Genomic DNA, 18,713 nt, shown 5'->3' with positions numbered 1-18,713 from the left:
CTCCAGCGTTGCCGACGATGCGAACACGCCGGCCGGTCTGGCTTCGCGGTGGGTTCGGCGCCGCCAGCTCGTCGCTTGACGCCACCCCGACATAGCCGCCGGGCGCGATGTCCGCGAGCTGATTATGGCGGTAAACGTCGCCGACATGTGTCGGTAAGCGGCGCTCATCGCGACAAATATGCGACGCTATTACAGTCAATTGATGGAGCCCGTCATGTTTTCTATTCCGCGTTCGCTCACCCTACTCGGCACGCTGGCGGCCGCCAGCTTCCTCGTCGCCGGCTGCGCCACCAGCGGCGATTCCACGACTTCGGCCGCCGCCGACTCGGCCGGCAGTGGCGTCAAGCTGCTGTCGTATCGCTGCGAAGACGGGCTGCAGATCAAGGCGAGCTATCCGACCGATTCCGTGGCGCTGCTGCGCTTCAACGAGCAAACCCACCAGCTGCGTGTCGTGCCTGCGGCCAGCGGCGTGCGCTACGTTGGCGAGACCATCGAATGGTGGACGAAAGGCAACGGCGCGGGGTCCACGGCGCTGCTGTCACAGCCCAACGCCGACAACGCCACCCAGACCTGCGAGCAGGTGGCGGTATGAACCGACCCGCGCATGGCCGCAGGCCGGATTGATCTGACCCGCCAACGCCAGCGCGGCCGCCACCCGGCTCACGCGTGCCCGGCGACGAGGCATCTCGCATGCGGTTACGCCTGCTGATCCGACCGGGTCAGTCCAGATCCGCGCGCGCGACATAGCCCAGCCGCGGGCCGTCGGGGGCGGCATACACCGCCACCCAGCCATCGGCGGCGGCCTGTACCGGCCATACCTTGTCGCCCGCGGCCAGCGTGGCATCGACCCGCGCATTCGTATCGGGTGCTTCGCGCAGGGCGGTCTGCTGGCCGACAGCGCGGCTGGCAATCGTATCTAGCGCCTCGTCGAGCGCCTGTTGCGCACGCGGCATACCGTCGATGGCAGCGATCGCATAGTTGAGCACCGCCATCTGGCCGTCGCGTTGCACGCCCTCGCCGTCGGCATACAGCTGGCCGAGGTTGTAGTTGGCGGTGGCATATCCCTGGTCGGCGGCGCTACGGTAATAGTCCGCCGCGAGCTGCGCATTGCGCTCGACACCATTGCCGAGTTGATACAGCTTGCCGATGTTGATCTGGGCCGGGCCGTAGCCCTGGTCGGCGGCGACCCGATACCAGTGGGCAGCCTGCTCGATATCCGCGGAAACGCCGGTGCCGTGCTCATAAGCAAGGCCGAGCGCGCCTGCCGCTTCCGGGTAGTTGGCAGCCTGCGCCTCGAGTAGCGGAATCGCACGCTCGGGGTCGGCTGCGCCGCCCTGGCCGTTGATAAGCATCAGGCCGAGATTCAGCTTCGCGGCGTCGTCGCCGGCGTCGGCCGCACGTTCGAACAACGCACGCGCCTGCGGCAGGTCTTGATGACGCTCACCGAACGCGCCGGCACGGATTTCGCCCAGGAACCGGGTCGCACGGTGATAGCCCTGGGCATCGGCTTTTTGCAACAGCGCGACAGCGCGGTCGATATCCGCCGCCACGCCTTCGCCGTGGGCGTAGGAATAAGCCAACCCGTACTGGCCCTCGGCGTCGCCCTGGGCGGCCGATTTTTTGTACCAGGCCAGCGATTCCGTCAAGTCGACCGGCATGCCCTGGCCGAGCGCCATCATCCGGGCATACTTGGCCTGGGCACGTGCATCGCCCTCTGCCGCCAAAGGCCGAAACTCGGCCAGCGCCGTCGCATAGTCGCCGTGTTCGTAGGCGTCCATGCCGCGCTCCAGATCCGCCGCCGATGCCGACCAGGCAGCCACGCACAACAAGCCGGCGGCCACCGCCCTGGTCCGTTTGTTCATCCTTGAGTTTCCTTTATCAAGCGTGTTTCGGGCCGACGTACCGCCCAGTGCGTGCACGTCGGCGCATGGTAGGCGACGGCAATCTGCGGGCGCCGGCACGCCGGTGCCGCATCAATTTGCTCAAGCACTTGAGTGCTTAAAGATAGACATTTTAAATCAATTGCTTAACTTCGGGTGATAGAGGCTTGAACGTAATCATGCACAAAGCTTGAAGGCGACCTGCACGAAACCGATAATCACCGGCTCAACTTTCGATGCCGACGCGCACAAGGATTTCCCATGGCCAAGACACAATCCATCCTTACCGAGGATTCGCTGGATTTTCTCGAGCGCTACCTGAACAACGCCGCACCCACCGGCTATGAAACGCCGGGCCAGAAGCTGTGGATGGACTATCTCGCGCCGTATGTCGACGAGTTCATTACCGACGCCTATGGCAGCGCGGTGGGGGTGATCAACCCGGACGCCGATTACAAGGTGGTCATCGAAGGGCATGCCGACGAGATTTCCTGGTATGTGAACTACATCACCGACGATGGCCTGATCTACGTGCTGCGCAATGGCGGCTCGGACCATCAAATCGCGACCTCCAAGCGCGTCAACATCCATACCAAGAACGGTATCGTGGACGGCGTGTTTGGCTGGCCGGCGATTCATCTGCGCGACCCGCAGAAGGAAGAAACGCCCAAGAAGGACAATATCTTCGTCGACGTGGGCGCGACTTCGAAAGAAGACGTCGAGAAGATGGGTATCCATGTCGGCTGCGTGATCACCTACCCGGACGAGTTCTTCGTGCTCAATGGCGACAAGTTCGTCTGCCGCGCCATCGACAACCGCATGGGTGGTTTCATGGTGGCCGAGGTCGCGCGCCTGATCCATGAGTCCGGCGAGCGCCCGAACTTCGGCCTGTATGTGGTGAACTCAGTCCAGGAAGAAGTCGGCCTCAAGGGCGCGGGCATGATCGCCGAGCGCATCAAGCCGAACGTGGCGATCTGTACCGACGTGACCCATGACACCACCACGCCGATGATCGAAAAGAAGAAGACCGGCGTGGCCAAGATCGGCGCCGGCCCGGTGATTACCTATGCCCCGGCGGTACAGAACCGCGTACGCGAGCATCTGATCGCCACCGCCGAAAAACACGAGATTCCGTTCCAGCGGCTGGTCAGCGCGCCGGCGACCGGTACCGACACCGACGCCTTCGCCTACAGCAACCAGGGCGTACCCTCGGCCTTGATCGCGCTGGCGTTGCGCTATATGCACACCACGGTGGAAATGGTGCATCGCGACGACGTCGAGAACGTCATTCGACTGATTTACGAATCGGTACGCAGCCTGGAATCGGGCACGACGTTCAACTATTTCGACTAAGTACTAGCGAGCGGCGCGCGCGATGTTGAAAAAGATACTGATCGGTTTCGGTGTCTGCTTCATCGCGCTCGTGGTTTTGTATGCGGGTTTGATGGCCTGGCTCTTCTGGCAGACCTCTGCCGTGAGCCAGGACGTCAGCCCCTACGTCGAGCGTGTACTGCCGGAGATCGCGACCTGGCAATATCAGTCCTTTGAGCAAGAGCTGACCCCCACGCTGCGCGAGCAACTATCCACGCCGAAAGGCGACAAGCTCCTGCGCCAGTTCGCCACGCTCGGCGCGCTGGAGTCGCACGAACCGATACAGGTGATACGAACCGAACGCGGCGTCAATTTGAGCGAGGGTCGCTATAACCGTGCGGTCGTATTGATTCCCGCCCATTTCGCCGCGGGCGATGCAGAGATTCAGCTGGCGTTGGATCGCGTCGCGGACGGCTATGCCATCACCGGCATACACATTTCATCCGATGTATTCCTCGATTAGTCTGGCACCCATTGAGAGGGCTGCGTCTTGATTGGCAGCCTTGCCACCCTGCTGCTGTTTCAGCTCGCGGGCGAAATCATCGTGCGGCTGACCGGCGCGCCGCTGCCCGGCCCGGTGCTGGGCATGATTCTGCTGTTCCTGGCCCTGGTTCTGCGCGGACGCACGCCGTCGGTTTTCGCCGATACCAGCCGTGGCCTGCTCAACTATCTGGCCCTGCTGTTCGTGCCCGCCGGTGTCGGCATCATCAGCTATCTGGGCCGCGTAGCCGACGAATGGCTGGCGATCACCGTCACGCTCGTCGCCAGCACGGCGCTCGCAGTGGTCGTGACCGCATTCACGCTGCGCGCGCTCACCAGCCGGGGTCGCAACTGATATGGATCGCCTGACACAGATCTGGGTCTATATCGAGGAAACACCGCTGCTGTGGCTCGCGCTCACGCTGTGCGTGTTCTGGCTGGCGCAGCAGCTTTATCGGCGCCTGGGCAGCTTTGCCCTGCTCAACCCCGTGCTCGTGAGCGTGATCGTGCTGGTAATCGTGCTCAAGGCGACCGGCACGCCGTACGCGGATTACTTCGACGGCGCCCAGTTCATTCATTTCCTGCTCGGCCCGGCCACGGTCGCGCTCGCGGTACCGCTGGCGGCACAGGCCGCGGAGCTGCGCCGCTACTGGCTGCCGATCACCATTGCGCTGACCGCCGGCTCGCTCACCGCGGTGGCCAGCGCCATGTGCATCGGCTGGGCGCTGGGGCTGGATTCACAGACACTGCTGTCGATGCTGCCCAAATCCGTGACCACGCCAATCGCCATGGGCGTGGCCGAACAGATCGGCGGCCTGCCCTCGCTCACGGCCGTGCTGGTCATCCTGACCGGCATTACGGGCGCGGTGATCGGTATTCCGCTGCTGCGATTGCTGGGCCTGCACGACCCGGTGGCCAAGGGTTTCGCCATGGGTGTCGCTGCCCACGGCATCGGTACCGCCCGCGCCTTCGAACACAGCGAACGCGCCGGTGCATACTCCGGTCTGGGTATGGGGCTTAACGGCGCGCTCACCGCGCTGCTCGTGCCGTTGCTGGTGTGGCTGTTCGGGCTATAGCCTAACGGTCTTGTCTCGCGCTGCGGCTGTACCCATGCTCGTTGATATGACGATTCACGCCAGAGCGAACCGGCCAGCGCGCTCGCGCCCATAGGCCGCCCCGACCGACCCGCGCATGCCTTGCCAACCCGATGGGTGGCAAGCGCACGGCGTTCGCAGATCTGGCCCCAAACAATAACGCTATGAACGACGAAACCAACGCAGGCACCCAGCCGAACGAAACGCGCAGCCATCACGCCGACGAGATCAGCCATACGCTGGTCCACAGCGGCCCGGCCCCCAAGCCGGAGGTGATCCAGATCCTGCCGATGCGCGAAACCGTGCTCTTTCCGGAGCTGGTCATGCCGGTGGTCATCGACCAGCCGGGGGCGATTGCCAGCGCCCAGCATGCGACCCGCAACAAGCAGCCGGTGGGCCTGCTCCTGGCGGCGGCCGACAGCGACTCCGGCGACAACGGCGATACCCCCGGCAACGGGCTGCACCGTATTGGTACCGGCGCCAACATCATGCGCTATGTCACCAGCGGCGATGGCGAGCACCACCTGATCTGTCAGGGCATTGCCCGCTTTCGCGTGCGCGAGTTCATCAAGGACGAAGAAGGCCGGCTGAGCGCAAAGGTGGCATGGCTCGACGAGCCCGCCCCTGAAGGCGACAAGCACGTCGACGCGCGCATGGACAACCTGCGCAACAGCGCGCTGGAAGCCATCGAACTGATGGACCAGCCGTCGCGCGAACTCGCCCATGCCATTCGCTCGATCACCTCGGCGGCCCTGCTGGCCGATGCGGTCGCGGGCTATCTGGGCCTCAAGGCCAAGGAAAAACAGCAGATTCTGGATGCGGTGGATCTGGAATCGCGCCTGGATCGTGTGCAGTCGTTCCTCGATTACCGGCTGGAGGTCATGCGCCTGTCGCGCGAGATCAACCAGCAGACCCAGCAACGCATGGGCGAGCACCAACGCAAGGCCATGCTGCGCGAACAGATGCGCTCGATCCAGCGGGAACTCGGCGAAGACGAAACCGTGGCCGAGGAGGTCGAGCGCCTGCGCGAATCCCTCGACGAGGCGAAGCTGCCCGAAGAAGCCGCCGAGCAGACCGAGCGCGAGCTGCGCCGGCTGTCGCGCATGTCGGACGCCTCGGCCGAGTATTCGATGGTGCGCACCTATCTTGAGCTGATGGCCGAGCTGCCCTGGTCGAAGCTGTCGACCGACCGGATCGATATCGACGAATCGCGCGAGATTCTCGACGAGGACCACTATGGCCTGGACAAGATAAAACGCCGTATTCTCGAACACCTGGCCGTGCACAAGCTCAACCCGGAAGGCAAGGCGCCGATTCTGTGCTTCGTCGGCCCGCCCGGCGTGGGCAAGACCTCGCTCGGGCGTTCGATCGCGCGTGCCATGAACCGGGAGTTCGTGCGTGCCTCGCTGGGCGGCGTGCATGACGAATCCGAAATCCGCGGGCATCGGCGGACCTATGTCGGCTCCATGCCGGGCAGCATCATCAACCATCTGCGCAAGGCCGGCACCCGCAATCCCGTATTCATGCTCGACGAGATGGACAAGCTCGGCGCCTCGGCCCACGGCGACCCGGCCTCGGCGCTGCTGGAAGTACTCGACCCGTCGCAGAACGACAGCTTCAACGACCACTACCTCGGCGTGCCCTTCGATTTGTCGAAGGTGATGTTCATCGCTACCGCGAACGTGCTCGATGCGATCCCCGGGCCGCTGCGCGACCGTATGGAAGTCATCGAAGTACCCGGCTATACCCGTGAGGAGAAGCTGCAGATCGCCAAGCGCTATCTGGTGGATCGCCAGCTCGAACAGGCCGGCCTGAAGCCCGAGCAATGCACGATCGGCGACGACACGCTGGAAGCACTCATCTCGGACTACACCCGCGAGGCCGGCCTGCGTAATCTCGACCGCGAGATCGGCGCCATCGTGCGCCATGCCGCGGTGCAGGTCGCCGAAGGCAAGGCCGGCCCGGGCACGATTAGTCCCGAGGATCTGGCCGAGATTCTGGGCCCGAAGCGTGTCGATAACGAAATCGCCATGCGCACCAGCATCGCCGGCGTGTCCACCGGCCTGGCATGGACGCCCGCGGGTGGCGATATCCTGTTTGTCGAAGCCTCACGTTCACCGGGCAACGGCAAGCTCACGATCACCGGCCAGCTCGGCGACGTGATGAAGGAATCCGCTCAGGCCGCGCTGAGCCTGGTCAAGGCCCGCGCCAAGGATCTGGGCATCGAGCAGAAGCGCCTGGACAAGTCGGATATCCATATCCACGTGCCGGCCGGCGCGATCAAGAAGGACGGGCCCAGCGCCGGCGTGGCGCTCTACACCGCACTCGTATCGCTACTCACCGACCGCAAGGTACGTGCGGATGTCGCCATGACCGGCGAAATCAGCCTGCGCGGCCAGGTCCTGCCCATCGGCGGCGTGAAGGAGAAAACGCTGGCTGCCCATCAGGCCGGCATCAAGACCGTGATGCTGCCGCACCGCAACCGCAAGGACGAAGAGGATATTCCCGAAAACGTGCGCCGCGCGCTGGATATCCGCTATGTATCCCACGTCGACGAGGCGATCGAGATCGCGCTATCCGAAATCGACTGAGCGAAGCAACCCGGAGTCGAGTTGATCGCCGCTTGTGATGACGCACCAAATGGCAGTCCAAGCAATAACGACTCAATCCAAAAGTAGCGAAAAGCAGTCTTTAAGGACTACTATATAGTTTATAACGACTACTTAAAGCGCTATGATTGAATCCATTTTGGGTAGTGTAGCGGCAGAAAAAACGCTGCTTTGGCTGGATCGTTTCGAAACGGGCTATGCGAGCGAAATCGCTCGCTACAGCGGCTTGAGCACGAGTCAGGTCAACAAGCAGCTCGCGAAATTCGAAGACTCGGGCCTGATCAAGGCAAGGCCCGCAGGGCGGACGCGTTTGTATGTGTGGAACCCGTCCAACGCTTTGGTTGCCCCCTTGCGTGATCTGCTTTCGCGAACGTACGACCTCTTGCCGGAGCGTGAACGCAGCGTCTACGAGATACCGAGACGACGCCCGCGATCACGCGCCAAACCATTGACACCGATCGCGTGAAACATTTGGACGAGCTCACGCAGCTCGCTGCGACCATCTCCGAAGCGCTCGCCCGCGAAGAGATCGAGGCCGTACTCTCGGGTGGTGCTGCCGTACAAATCTACTCCGACGGCATCTACGTATCGAAGGATCTGGACTTCGTAACCGCCGCGTCGAACAAGGAAATCGGCGCTGTATTGGGCCGTCTGGGTTTTGAAGCGACGACCTCACGTCGACTGTACCAGCGCGAAGGTACGGAGTATCTGGTGGAGTTCCCGTCGGCCCCTCTAGCGCTTGGCAGAGAACTCGTGCGCGAATGGCACCAACTGCGTACAGCGTACGGGACGATACAGATATTGTCGCCGACACAGTCGGTCAAAGATCGACTAGCCGCCTATATTCACTGGCGGGATTTACAAGCTTTGCGGCAAGCGGGCGAAATCGCGCTGCGCCACGCGGTTGACCTCGCGGATATATTCTCGTGGCTGAAAGGCGAAGGCGCTGCCGAGCGCGACATAGAGGCCGTGCGCAAAGTTCTAGCGCCGGAGCCGGCTAGCTGACACTGCTTTAGCTACTCCGCCTCGATTTAAGGCTTAGCCCCCGTGTTCGGCTTCGATCTCGCGCAGCCGTGCCTCAATGGCGAACACGTGGGCGTCGTCAGCATCGAGCGCGCGCAGCGCCTCGGCGAGGTTGAGCAGGTAGTCGCGGTTGGGCCCGCTCGGGCCGTGTGACACCGAAATCTGGCGGGCGATGGCGTCAATGGGCGCATCGCCCAGCCACGCTTCGTTGTCGGCCGTAGCGATATACACCAAGCCTTCGTCGTGGCTGCCGTCGGCGAAGGTCATGGCGGTGGAAAACCGCAGATAGCCGTTCTTCTCGCGATGATCGAGATGTCCGAACACGGCCGGGGTAATACGATAGGCCATGCCGGCGCACACCGCCCCCGGTGCTTCCACGAGGGTGGCCACGCGGCCCGGTGCGGCGGGCGTGCCGCGGTGATCGTGCGACCCCTGCCAGAAACGCCGCTGCCAGCCCGTGATCGTGGCCGGCTTTCGTTCGATATAGTCGAAGCCGGCCTTGTAGATCAACGAGCCGTAGCCGAACAGCCACAGCTCGTCGCGATCGGCGAAACGCCCGGCGTTGCGGTTGGCGACCGTCGTGTCGAACGACATGCCCGGCCCCGCTCAGGCAGCCTGGGTATCGGCCTCGCCGGCCACACCGAAATGCGTGTAGAGCCGGTCGAGCACGCCGCGCAGCGCCTCGCCCTGAAGTGCGACGCGGGCCGTGAGCTCGGCCACGGCATCGCCGGCGTCAAGCGAATCCAGATCGTCCTGAATCAGGTCGAGCGCACGGATACGCTTGAGGTCGAGGTTTTCATCCAGATCGAACTCGATGGCGTCGTCCACGGCCACGTTGAGCTTGACCACCTGCATACCGGCCGCGAGATGGGCGAGCACTTCCTCGCGCTGCAGATCCATGGCGGTCACCCGCACGCTCGATTTGACCTCGTCGGTGGTTTCGAACACGCAGCGATCGCCGCATTCGAAGCCGTTGGGCAGCGCGTTGACGTCCTCGAGCCAGCGCGACATTTCTTCCGGCGGACGCAACTTGGCATCGGGACGGGCCACCGGCAGGCTACCCAGCGCTTCGCGCAACCGGGCGACCACGTCCTCGGCGCGTTTTTCCGAAGACGCGTCGACCCAGACGCGGTGCGCACGCAGATCGATGATCAACGGTGTGCGCTTGGAGCGGGTGAACGCCCGCGGCAACAGCTCGAAATGGGCCTCGTCCTTGATATCGGCCTTCTCGCGGCGGCTGACCTTGCGCCCTTCGGAAGTCTCGATACGTTCGACTCGATCGTCGACTTCCTCGGCCAGTACGGCGTTGGGCAGCACGCGGGTGATCTCCTGATGCACGCAGATGGCCAGCCCGTCGACCGCGTGCACCATGGCGTGTTCGCCCTTGATCGGCGGCACGAAACCGTCGACGCGCGTGGCCTGATCGCCGCAGTCGGGGCACAGCGCCTCGGCGAGTTTTTCATCGAGCTCGGCGGCGCTCCAGGGAAAGGATTCGGTGCCGAGAAACACACAGAGATTACGTATCCACATAGCCTGAGATAACCCATGGTCGGACAGGATGACGCGAGACCGCGCCGGCACGGCGGCATATATCCAGCGCCGCGTTGGAGCGCGACCTTACCCAACCCGGCAGGCCGCCTCAAGCATCGGCCCGAGCGGTACTGTCCGAGTGCGCGGCTGTTGCTCACGGGCGCGCTGTGGCAACATTCGCGCGCACTACGGGCCAGCGTTCCACGAACGCACGACGATCTTCGCTAGACGCGGTCCGAGCCTGTTCACGCGGTCGATCGCCGCGGCAAACCTCCGTGTCCCGTGCGATACGGCCGGCGATCGTTTACCTCAACCCAAGTCAACGACACGCTCATGTATCCAACCCGGTTCATCGCCCGCCTGCGCACCGCCGTTGTGCTCGTCGCCGCACTGGCCGCGCTGTCGGCCTGTTCGTCGGACAACGAAAGTGGCGCCGACAGCGACAACGCCGCCCAGCCTGCCGAAACCGTACAGGCCGAAATTGGCTATATGCCGATCCTGCCGGACGCGCCCTTGTTCGTCGGCCTGGAGGACGGTTCGATCGCGAACGCCGGCATACAGCCCAAACTGGTTTCATTCCAGAACGGGCCGGCGATGGTGCAGGCGCTGCTGGGCGGCCAGCTCGATATCGCCTACTTCGGCATCGGGCCCACCATGGTCGCCCGCGGCAAAGGGGCAGATATCAAGGTGGTCGCCTCCAACATCATCGAACAGATCAGCTTCGTGGCGCTGAGCGAGCTCGCACCCTATTTCGAGGACGGCGACGCCGCCACCGCCTTTGATCGCTTTGCCCGGGACAAGGGGCGCAAGGCACGGATCTCGACATTCCCCGTCGGGTCGGTGCCCCAGACGGTGCTGGCCTACTGGCTCGACAAGCAGCTCGGCGTCGACAGCGACGCGATCGACGTTATCTACCAGGGCGCATCACAGGTACAACAGTCGTTGCTCACCGGCGCGGTCGACGGCGCGGCGATTCTGGAACCAGTGGTGAGCATCGTCAGAAATCGTCGTGACGATGCGCGCGTGGTCGCCCAGGGCGAAGCCATGTTCCCGGGGCAGCCCGGGGCCGTGCTCGCGGTACGAGCCGAGTTCATCGAAGCGCATCCGCAGATCGTCGAACGACTGGTTGCCGCGCATGTTCGAGCCACAGAGCAGCTCAGGGCCGGCGATCAAGCCGCGATCGACGCCGTGCATCAGTACGTCGGCGGCGGTCGCCTGCCACGGCCGGTGGTAGCCGAGGCCGTGGCCGAGTCGGCCGACAACTTCGTGGCCGACCCGAATCGCATTATCGACGGCACCCGCCGGATGCGCGACTTCCAGCAGGCCCAGGGCACGCTCGGCGCCGATACCGATATCGATGCCCTGTTCGAGACGCGGTTCTACGACGCGCTCGATACCCGCGGCTCGGCCAAGCCCTCGACCCCGTAATGGTGCAACGCCCCGCAAGCGCCCACCCCAACGCGCTCCCCGCGCCACGCCGGGCCGGCGCCACGCGGCTGCGGCGTGTCCTGCTGGGGCTCCTCGGCGTAGCCGCCTTCATCGCGCTCTGGAAGCTGGCCTATGTGTTCAACTGGGCACCGCGCGGCACCATCCCGGACCCATTCGTGGTGCCCGCCGCCCTGTGGCGCGAATATTCCGGCGGGCGGCTGATTCCGGCGATTGGCTCCAGCCTCGTTCACTATGTCTGGGGGCTGGGCATCGGCACGCTGCTCGGCTTCGGCATCGGCCTGCTCGCCGCCAGCCTGCGCGTATTCGACGACGCCCACTACATGCTCGCGCGCATTCTGCGCCCGATCCCGCCATTGGCCTGGGTGGTGTTCGCGATCGCCTGGTTCCAGGTCAGCCATGCCGGCGCCGCCTTCGTGATTTCCATCGGCGTTTTCTGGGTGAACTATTTCGCCACGGCATCGGGCGTGCGCGACGTCGACCCGCGCTATTACGAGCTGGCGCGCGCCTTCGGCCACGGCGGCTTTTTCAAGCGCATTACCAGCATCACCCTGCCGGGCGCGGCGCCGAGCATTCTCTCGGGTGTGCGCACCGGCGTCGGTCAGGCCTGGATGACGCTGATCGCAGCCGAATTGCTCGGCGTGCCGGGCATGGGCCAGGAAATGAATTCGGCCGCGGGTGTCGGCGCCTACGATGCCGTGGTGGTCTACATGCTCGCGATTTCGCTGATTTATACGCTCTCGGACGGACTGTTCGCTCTTGTCGAGAACCGGGCGCTGAGGTGGCGGCCATGACCGCACGCCGCAAGGCCCTGCTGACGCTGGACGATGTGGGCTATCGCTATCCGGGCAGCGATCGGCTGGTATTCGAGGGGCTGGACTTCAGCATCGGCGCCGGAGAGTTCGTTGCCCTGGTTGGCGGCTCGGGCGTGGGCAAGTCCACGGTGCTGCGCTGCGTGGCGGGGCTGATCGAACCCGGCGTGGGCCGTATCGACACGCCGTCTCGTACCGACCACGGAACCCGGCCCAGCGCGGTCGTATTCCAGGACACCCGCCTGCTGCCCTGGCGGTCAATCCGTGCGAACGTCGGCTACGGTTTAAGCGGGCTTGGCCTGTCGCGTGCTAAGCGCGATGCGCGCATTGACGAAGTGCTTGAGTTGATCGGCATGGCCGAGCTGGGCGGCCGCTGGCCCCACGAAATTTCCGGCGGCCAGGCGCAACGGGTGGGCCTTGCACGGGCCCTGGCCGTACGCCCGCATATCCTGTTGATGGACGAACCGTTTTCGGCGGTGGATGCGCTCACGCGCACGCGCCTGCAGGACGAACTGCTCACGATCTGGCAGCGGCTGAACATGGCCGTGCTGTTCGTCACCCATGATATTGCCGAAGCCGCTTATCTGGCCGAGCGCGTGTGCGTGATGCGCGGCACGCCCGCGCGGCTCGTTTTCGATGAAGCCGTGCCTGCCCCCTACCCGCGCGAGCGCGACGATCAAGGCCTCAACGCCTTCGCGCAGCGCGTCGCAGCAGCGCTTTGAACCCTGGGAGCCTGATTGATGCAAGGTAAACCGCTTAAATTGATCATTCATGCGGCCGACGCGCCGTCGCTCGCCCGTGCCCGCAGCAATGCCGCCAACTTCATGGCGGCGGCGCCGGATGCGCAGGTGGAAATCGTGATCAACGCGGATGCGGTCGCCGCAGCAATCGACAGCCCTCACGCCACCGACACGTATCTGCGCGTATGTGCCAACACGCTGGCCAACAAGCAGATCTCGGCCCCCGAAACACTCACTCGGGTCCCGGCCGCGGTGGTTCATGTCGCCGAGCGCCAACGCGACGGCTGGGCCTATATGCGTGCCTGACACAGGCCTGGATCTCGGCAGCTGAATCGACCCGCGCAGCTCGGGCCCAGTCCCGAGGCCCCGACTACGTCGCCGCGACACTTTCGTCACGGCGGGCTGCGCCTTTAACTTTTCGCCGCAACAGGCTCATGCCGTGCGATAGCCCCCGCAAGGGCGCGAGCGGCGCTGACGCACGACGCGGTTAAACCAGCTTAGTTGCCGCCGCGAACCTGTGCGATCAGTTCGCTCGGGCACGGCGAAATCGTCTCGATTGCCGGACGCGCGAATACATAGCCCTGCTGCAGCGTGATGCCGCGCTGGTAGAGCCAGCGGGCCTCGGCGAGCGTTTCCACGCCTTCGGCGATCAGGCGAATACCCAGCCGGTCGGCCAAGGTCACAAGTCCTTCCATGATCGCCTGACGGCGTTCGTTCTGGTCGACATCGATGATGAGATTGCGATCCGCCTTGATCACATCCGGACGGATATCCACCAGCAGCTCCAGATTGGCGAAGCCGGAGCCGAAATCATCGATGGCGGTCAGAAAACCCATCGCACGATAAGCCTCGACGATCCGCTGAAGATGATGACGATCACGCACATATTCGGTTTCGGTCACCTCGAACATGATGTTGTGCAGCGGCCAACCCACTTCACCGGCCAGCTTCAGCGTCGCCTGAATACAGGCGTTCGGTTCGTAGACTGCGTTCGGCAGGAAATTAATCGAAACCGGCTTGTCGCAGCCGAGTTCGTGGGCCAGCTGAATCGCGCGGATACGGCAGCCCTGATCGAAGCGATACAACGAAGCCGGCGTGACCCGCGACAGGATCTCGCCCGCCGACTCACCTTCGATGCCGCGTACCAGTGCTTCGTGGGCAAATATTTCGCCCGCGGCAATATCCACGATCGGCTGAAACGCCATCGTAAAATCAAAATCAAGGCTCTCGTCACAACGGCGACATTGGCCGTGATCGTCTCGAAGACATTGGGACATGCGTGCTCTAACTGGACTCAGGCCCGTGTTCGGGCGTGGGGAGACAGGGTTCGATATCGGCAGGCCGGCCGCCGACTAGACCCCCAACTTGATATTTTTTCGACTTTTTTCGCTTTGCACCGCCAATCATTCAAAGTCGCCGGGTGGCCTGCTCGACCACTACGACCTCGCCCTGCACGAGCAGGCCACCCGCGGCTATGCGCCCGCGCATACCTCCAATATGCGAAAGACCCCGGCGCATGTCCATCGCCAATAGTCGCGAGAGATAATTACAGGGTGGACAGCTGGCGAGAATTTCCAGTCGCACTTCGCCGATGCGAAGCGTGTGCCCTCGCAGGTCTGTCTCCGACAATCCCGCGATCACCAGATTACGACGCAGCATGCCGGCATCCACCGGCCGCGCGAGCCGACGGCTGCATTCAGCGATCGCGCTGTCGTGAATGAGCGAAACTTCGCGCACGCCCGGCTTGACTTCATAGCGGCCGGAAAACGTACCCGTGCCAGCGTGGTAGCGGTCCCCCACCAGGCCGCGCCCGGGCTCGGCCCGCACTCGCTCGCAGCGTTGCATCGCCGCGCCGCGGCTCGGGGCGGTCCATATCTGTGCCAGGTGAGCACTTAACGATGTATCCATACGCCAACCGGGGAAAGCATCCGAACAAGTCATTCTGGCAGCAGTGAACCGGGTTCCTGGTTGAGCGATTCGCTCAATCCTGCTGTGATGTCGCGGATGCGGGCAATATCCATACAACCTGATGCCGCCGCGACCGCCTGCGGCGGGTACGCGCCATGACACTGCGCAATATCGACGCGCTGTTTCACCCGCGCGGCGTGGTGATCTACGGCGCCGCCGACGGCGAGGCGCAATCGCAGCTGCTGCGCAATATCGAAGCCAGCGTCGCGCCCGATCAATACCGACACGTCACCTCGCGGGCCGGCCTGGCCAAGATCGACAACTTCGAAGCCCGACTTGCGGTGATCATGGATGCCAGCTGGGGCACCGAAGCGCGTATCGACGCGCTCGGCGCGCGCGGCTGCCGCGCCGTACTGTGGGCCGCCAACCGTCGTATATCCGGTAAGGTCCTGCGCGCCGCGCAGCCGTATAACCTGCGCCTTCTGGGGTCACGCACCGCCGGCATCGTACAGACCCGCCTGGGGAACAATTTCAGTACGCTCGCGCTGGAGCCACGGCCCGGCAAAGTGGCCCTCATTACCCAGTCGCAGTCGCTGGCGGCCGCCTCGCTGGACTGGGCGCTCGGACGCAATATCGGCTTTTCCTGGCTTGCCTGCAGCGGCGCCGAGGCGGATATCGATATCGCCGATCTGCTCGACTATGCAGCGCTCGACCCGCGCACCCGTGCGATCGTACTGCAGGTCGGCCAGATCCGATCGCCGCGCAAGTTCATGTCTTCGGCGCGCGCGGCAGCAAGGGTCAAGCCGGTGCTGGTATTGCAGACCCGACGTGCGGTCGACGACGGCCCGCTCGGGCCCGATCCGGTGCGCTCAGCCGCGTTCGCCCGCGCCGGCCTGGTCGAATGCGAGAACCTGGGCGGGCTGTTCGACGGGCTCGCAGCAATGGAACTCCTGCCCACGGTGGGCAGCCATCGCGTGGTGGTCGTTGGCAACGGTGCCGGTGCCTGCGCGCTGGGGACCGATGCCATGTTCCGGCACGCCATCGAGCCTGCACGGCTGTCCAGCGAAAGCCGCGAAACCCTGACCACGAAGGCGCCGCAGGCAGCCGATCTGGGCGTGGCCATCGATATCGGCCGCTCGGACCTCAAGGACACGCTCAGCGCGCTGGCGCATATCTGTCGCGACGACAACGTCGACGCCGTGCTGTTCGTGCACAGCCCGATCGCGGGCCAACCCCACGAGCCGATGGTCAAGGCCATTGCCGAAGCCGAATTCTCGCACCGGATCATGACCGTATGGCTGGGTCTGCACACGGCACTGGCCGCGCGTGCCGCCAGTGCACAGGCACGCCTGGCCACCTTTGCCTCGGCGGACGACGCGGTACGGGCGGTGCGATACCGTGCCCGCTACCAGTTCACCCGCGAGCTGCTCACCGCTACGCCGCCGCCGGACCCGACGGTCACCGCCGACGTCGACAGCCTGCGCGAGCGTTTGACCATGCTGGCCAGCGGCGGCGTGGAATGGCTGTCCAGCGACGAAGCCAGCCACCTGCTCAGCGCCTACGGCATCGCCGGCGAGACACCGGCGGAAACCGCCGTGCGGGTACGTGTGCGGGTCTATCGGCATGCCGAATTCGGCATGGTGATGAGCGTGCGCGACGAAGCCCTCGGCATCGACCCGGCCTATGGCTTCGCGCCGCTGGATGCGTTGCTGGCGCGTCGCATGCTCGAAGGCGCGAGTGCCGGTCGTCTGCGCGGCACTCGGGCCGCGTTCGAGGCGCTGGCCCAGGCTCTGGTGCGCCTGGGCAAGATGGTGGTCGATCTGCCGCAGCTCGCAGGCCTGGATATCCGGGTGGCAGCCGGACCGCGCGGGCGCCTGCAGGCGCCGGCCGATAGCCTGATCGAAATTACCGACAAACCGATCGCCGAGCGCGACCGGCTGGCGATGTCGCCCTATCCGGCGCGTATGCGGCATATCGTGTCGCTACGCGGCGATACCCGCTATATCGTGCGCGCGATCCGGCCGTCGGACGAACCGCTGGTGCTGGACCTGCTCGAAAGCCTCAGTCCGGAAGAGATTCGCCTGCGCTTTTTCAACTTTATCCGCCACTTTTCGCACGACATGGCCGCGCGTATCACCCAGGTGGACTACGACCGCGAAGTGTCGCTGGTGGTCAGCCCCTACGACCGGCCCGATGCGCTGGCCGGCATGGGTACGCTGATTGCGGACCCCGACAACGTGGAAGCCGAATTCGCCATTCTCGTGCACCGCGACCACACCGGCGTGGGCCTGGGCCGGCACCTGCTCGACTGTCTGCTACGCCAGGCCAGCGCTCGCGGTACCGAAATCGTCTATGGCGACGTGCTTGCCCAGAACCGGCCCATGCTGCAACTCGCGCGCAGTCTGGGCTTCAAGGTGAAACGCTCGCTCGACGACGCCAGCAGCGTGCGTGTGGAAATCCCGTCCCGCGACTACCACAGCCCGTCGAAAGGCACGGGCTAGCGCGCTCCCGGCATAGGTACCGCATCGCGCAACGAGCCAGCGACGGCCCGATGATGTACGCAGTTCAGCCTGGCGCGTGTATATCAGACGACTCGAGCGAAGCCAAGCGCGTTTCATGGATAGTGAAGAGCGATGACGAACCCAGCAGAGACACCCCGCGACGGCCAGCCGACGGATATCGCCAGCCCTGACGAGATCGTCGCGTTCTGGTTCGACGAACTCGCACCGCGCGACTGGTTTCGAAAATCGGCCAAGCTGGATCGCATCATCGGCGAGCGTTTCGGGGCCACACTCGCGGCCGCGACCCGTGGCCGGCTGGATCATTGGCGCACACGCCCGACCGGACGGCTGGCCGAAATTCTGGTGCTCGACCAGTTCTCCCGCAATATCCATCGCGATACACCGCAGGCCTTCGCAGGCGATCGGGCCGCGCTCGAACTCGCACGCGAGACAATCGCTGCAGGCGACGACCGGTCGCTCACACGCCAGCAACGCGCCTTCGTTTATATGCCGTTCATGCATAGCGAAGCGCTGGTCGATCATGAGCTGGCCATGTCCCTGTACCAGTCGCTCGGTCTCACGGGGCATCTCAAGGCCGAGCGTGAGCACTACGCCATCATCGAACGCTTCGGGCGCTATCCGCATCGCAATGCCGTGCTGGGGCGTGAAAGCACCCCGGCCGAAGTGGCGTTTCTGCGCGAGCCGGGTTCGTCCTTTTGAAACGGCATACGCCGGGCGCTAGCCGACGACCGCCACCCGGTCTGCTAACAGGTGTGGGGCGTGGACGAGAAAGCCGCCGCCCAGTACCAGGGCTGTAGATCTTGGAAGGATACCGATCGCCACTGTGACGGGTTATCGGCGACGGGCACCGCAACCGCTACGGATTCCCGCCAGATAGCCAGTCGCTCCCGGCATATGCCGCAGGGCGCGACTACAACGAATGGCGCGTTTTCATGCTCACGAATGACGCAAACCGAGGCGACCACGGTCTTGCCCTGACGATAGGCCTCGCAATAGGCACCGGTCTCGTAGCAAAGGTTTGCTGCCTCGTTAGGCGAATCGAACCCCACGCTTGTCAGAATGGAGCCGTCGCAGAGGTAAACTGCCGCCGCACCGCCTTCGCCCGAGGGGAAACGGGCCCTCGCCTGGGCCTTGGCTGCGTCCACCAGCGTTTGATCTATAGGCACGGCGATTCCTCATTCAACAGGGCGCGCGTTTTCGTTGGGGCTATCGCAAAACGCATGCATCAGCGGCCGGCGCCGCTCACCCTACGGGCTCGTCGCTGGCGCGACGATTCGGCTTCGCTGCGCGAAGCCGTC

General features: G+C 64.3%; 20 protein-coding genes. 14 read left to right on the top strand and 6 right to left on the bottom strand.

What is annotated here, in order from left to right; all coding sequences use genetic code 11:
• The first annotated feature begins 214 nt into the window (after positions 1 to 214).
• Positions 215 to 592, top strand: coding sequence for an MliC family protein (locus ABNU97_RS06685; RefSeq protein ID WP_348765974.1), 378 nt, complete (start codon positions 215 to 217; stop codon positions 590 to 592).
• A 127-nt stretch (positions 593 to 719) separates the two neighbouring features.
• Here ABNU97_RS06685 and ABNU97_RS06680 read toward each other — a convergent pair whose 3' ends face one another.
• Positions 720 to 1,862 carry a tetratricopeptide repeat protein gene (locus ABNU97_RS06680; RefSeq protein WP_348765973.1) on the bottom strand — a complete coding sequence of 381 codons (1,143 nt, stop codon included), beginning with the start codon at positions 1,860 to 1,862 and terminating at the stop codon, positions 720 to 722.
• A 279-nt stretch (positions 1,863 to 2,141) separates the two neighbouring features.
• Here ABNU97_RS06680 and ABNU97_RS06675 point away from each other — a divergent pair, with 279 nt between their 5' ends.
• The 7 genes from ABNU97_RS06675 (at position 2,142) to ABNU97_RS06645 (ending at position 8,439) form a co-directional block, all read left to right on the top strand.
• Positions 2,142 to 3,233, top strand: coding sequence for a M42 family metallopeptidase (locus ABNU97_RS06675; RefSeq protein ID WP_348765972.1), 1,092 nt, complete (start codon positions 2,142 to 2,144; stop codon positions 3,231 to 3,233).
• Positions 3,234 to 3,324: 91 nt separating this feature from the next.
• A complete protein-coding gene (locus ABNU97_RS06670) occupies positions 3,325 to 3,714 on the top strand; it encodes a hypothetical protein (RefSeq protein WP_348765971.1) in 390 nt (129 codons plus the stop codon).
• Between the two features lie 27 nt (positions 3,715 to 3,741).
• Positions 3,742 to 4,086 (top strand): CidA/LrgA family protein, encoded by a 345-nt coding sequence (locus ABNU97_RS06665; protein WP_348765970.1) that lies wholly within the window; start codon positions 3,742 to 3,744, stop codon positions 4,084 to 4,086.
• Between the two features lies 1 nt (position 4,087).
• Complete coding sequence (locus ABNU97_RS06660) at positions 4,088 to 4,807, top strand: LrgB family protein (protein WP_348765969.1); 720 nt, start codon at positions 4,088 to 4,090, stop codon at positions 4,805 to 4,807.
• A 182-nt stretch (positions 4,808 to 4,989) separates the two neighbouring features.
• Entirely contained in the window at positions 4,990 to 7,416 is a 2,427-nt protein-coding gene (gene lon / locus ABNU97_RS06655) for an endopeptidase La (protein WP_348765968.1), read from the top strand.
• A gap of 142 nt (positions 7,417 to 7,558) precedes the next feature.
• Entirely contained in the window at positions 7,559 to 7,900 is a 342-nt protein-coding gene (locus ABNU97_RS06650) for a winged helix-turn-helix domain-containing protein (RefSeq protein ID WP_348765967.1), read from the top strand.
• Complete coding sequence (locus ABNU97_RS06645) at positions 7,897 to 8,439, top strand: hypothetical protein (protein WP_348765966.1); 543 nt, start codon at positions 7,897 to 7,899, stop codon at positions 8,437 to 8,439. The genes ABNU97_RS06650 and ABNU97_RS06645 overlap by 4 nt, the downstream gene beginning before the upstream one ends.
• Before the next feature lie 33 nt (positions 8,440 to 8,472).
• Here the strand turns inward: ABNU97_RS06645 and ABNU97_RS06640 are convergent, their stop codons facing one another.
• Together ABNU97_RS06640 and ABNU97_RS06635 are read right to left on the bottom strand one after the other, a co-directional pair.
• Complete coding sequence (locus ABNU97_RS06640) at positions 8,473 to 9,051, bottom strand: gamma-glutamylcyclotransferase (protein WP_348765965.1); 579 nt, start codon at positions 9,049 to 9,051, stop codon at positions 8,473 to 8,475.
• Positions 9,052 to 9,063: 12 nt separating this feature from the next.
• On the bottom strand, positions 9,064 to 9,987 hold the full coding sequence (locus ABNU97_RS06635; RefSeq protein ID WP_348765964.1) for a recombination-associated protein RdgC: 924 nt from the start codon (positions 9,985 to 9,987) through the stop codon (positions 9,064 to 9,066).
• Positions 9,988 to 10,320: 333 nt separating this feature from the next.
• Here ABNU97_RS06635 and ABNU97_RS06630 point away from each other — a divergent pair, with 333 nt between their 5' ends.
• The 4 genes from ABNU97_RS06630 to ABNU97_RS06615 are packed head-to-tail and all read left to right on the top strand — an operon-like array spanning position 10,321 to position 13,291.
• The gene (locus ABNU97_RS06630; protein ID WP_348765963.1) at positions 10,321 to 11,415 is read left to right on the top strand and encodes an ABC transporter substrate-binding protein; all 1,095 of its coding nucleotides are present in this window, start codon (positions 10,321 to 10,323) and stop codon (positions 11,413 to 11,415) included.
• Entirely contained in the window at positions 11,415 to 12,227 is an 813-nt protein-coding gene (locus ABNU97_RS06625; RefSeq protein ID WP_348765962.1) for an ABC transporter permease, read from the top strand. Before ABNU97_RS06630 ends, ABNU97_RS06625 begins: the two co-directional genes overlap by 1 nt.
• Positions 12,224 to 12,967: an ABC transporter ATP-binding protein gene (locus ABNU97_RS06620; protein WP_348765961.1), complete on the top strand. Its 744-nt coding sequence runs from the start codon at positions 12,224 to 12,226 to the stop codon at positions 12,965 to 12,967. Before ABNU97_RS06625 ends, ABNU97_RS06620 begins: the two co-directional genes overlap by 4 nt.
• Before the next feature lie 18 nt (positions 12,968 to 12,985).
• Positions 12,986 to 13,291, top strand: a complete 306-nt coding sequence (locus tag ABNU97_RS06615; protein WP_348765960.1) for a hypothetical protein — start codon at positions 12,986 to 12,988, stop codon at positions 13,289 to 13,291.
• Between the two features lie 191 nt (positions 13,292 to 13,482).
• On the opposite strand, the gene ABNU97_RS06610 is transcribed toward ABNU97_RS06615, so the two are convergent.
• Together ABNU97_RS06610 and ABNU97_RS06605 are read right to left on the bottom strand one after the other, a co-directional pair.
• Positions 13,483 to 14,190, bottom strand: coding sequence for an EAL domain-containing protein (locus ABNU97_RS06610; RefSeq protein ID WP_348765959.1), 708 nt, complete (start codon positions 14,188 to 14,190; stop codon positions 13,483 to 13,485).
• A gap of 202 nt (positions 14,191 to 14,392) precedes the next feature.
• A complete protein-coding gene (locus tag ABNU97_RS06605) occupies positions 14,393 to 14,893 on the bottom strand; it encodes an MOSC domain-containing protein (RefSeq protein ID WP_348765958.1) in 501 nt (166 codons plus the stop codon).
• A 155-nt stretch (positions 14,894 to 15,048) separates the two neighbouring features.
• Between ABNU97_RS06605 and ABNU97_RS06600 the strand changes: the two genes are divergently transcribed.
• On the top strand, positions 15,049 to 17,394 hold the full coding sequence (locus ABNU97_RS06600; RefSeq protein WP_348765957.1) for a GNAT family N-acetyltransferase: 2,346 nt from the start codon (positions 15,049 to 15,051) through the stop codon (positions 17,392 to 17,394).
• Between the two features lie 132 nt (positions 17,395 to 17,526).
• A complete protein-coding gene (locus tag ABNU97_RS06595) occupies positions 17,527 to 18,114 on the top strand; it encodes a DUF924 family protein (protein WP_348765956.1) in 588 nt (195 codons plus the stop codon).
• Positions 18,115 to 18,158: 44 nt separating this feature from the next.
• Here the strand turns inward: ABNU97_RS06595 and ABNU97_RS06590 are convergent, their stop codons facing one another.
• Complete coding sequence (locus tag ABNU97_RS06590) at positions 18,159 to 18,581, bottom strand: cytidine deaminase (protein ID WP_348765955.1); 423 nt, start codon at positions 18,579 to 18,581, stop codon at positions 18,159 to 18,161.
• Positions 18,582 to 18,713 lie beyond the last annotated feature (132 nt).

Source organism: uncultured Salinisphaera sp., assembly GCF_964012375.1.
In the GTDB taxonomy this organism is placed as follows: Bacteria; Pseudomonadota; Gammaproteobacteria; order Nevskiales; family Salinisphaeraceae; genus Salinisphaera.
Note: the sequence above shows the minus strand (reverse complement) of the source record. Positions and strands in the feature narration are given on the sequence as shown.